Source organism: Spiroplasma endosymbiont of Lariophagus distinguendus, assembly GCF_023846195.1.
Taxonomy (GTDB): Bacteria; Bacillota_I; Bacilli_A; order Mycoplasmatales; family VBWQ01; genus Spiroplasma_E.
The window spans coordinates 1-987 of sequence record NZ_JALMUW010000131.1; the positions used below are offsets into that span (position 1 = coordinate 1).

General features: G+C 22.6%; 1 pseudogene. It reads left to right on the forward strand.

Annotated features, from left to right (window positions below):
* Window positions 1–912, forward strand: a pseudogene (locus M0D11_RS06075) (hypothetical protein); the annotation flags it as partial.
* Window positions 913–987 lie beyond the last annotated feature (75 nt).

Sequence of the window (987 nt, forward strand, 5' to 3'; positions counted from 1 at the left end):
TTTACTATTACAAAGGTAACCACAATTGAAGAATTTAATAGTACTAATAGTATTAGAGAAATGATTGCTAATAAAATAAAAAATCTTTATCCTAGCGCTGTTATTAATGAAGATTACAAATTTGAATTTGAAAATTTAAATACTAATGATATTGTACAAGGAAAAGAATTAAAAATAAAAATTAAACCAACAAAAAATAGTAAAGTAAAAGAAGAATTAAATTTTATAGTTAAAATTAATTATAAATATGATGCCGAAGAACAAAAAAGAGCAGCAACTGGTATTTTAAGAAAAGCAATACCCACAGAATTTTGAAATGATAGAAAAAATAATAAATATCTTGCAATTTGACGTGCTGAAGGTCGATATGCAGCAGTAGCATCAATGATTCAAAATGTTAGACCATTACCTATATTATTAAGTGAACCTCATTTTGCAAGTAAAATTATAGTTGAAACATTTGCAGCTAGTTATTGAACTAATTATCATACACAATTTTGAGGATTATGAGTAAATGCTGATAATGGTTATTGACCTCAATATACTACTATACCTAGTTCAAATGATACTAATAAGATAAAAAATGTTAAAATTCTTTCTGAATTAAATAATACTTATTTTAATAAATTATTCTTTGTTATTGAAAAATATTTAAATGATTCAGGTATTAAATGTCGTATTTCTAAAAAAGCAGTAAAAGATTGATATTCTAGTTTATATTTATATGGAGTTGGAAATATTCAATTTAATAATCAATATGACGATTATGATAATGGCAAAAAACGACAATATTATATTCAAGTTAATTTTGATGTTTTATTCTTTGATAATAATGATTCTTCTTCAGATATTTCACAAGAGTTTGCTGGTGTAGTATTTACTTTAAGTGATGAATTAGATTTATATTCTTAACAACTAAAAAAACAAAATAAAATAATTAAGTAAATTTACTTAATTATTTTATACTGTCAATTCAGATTTTTGGTA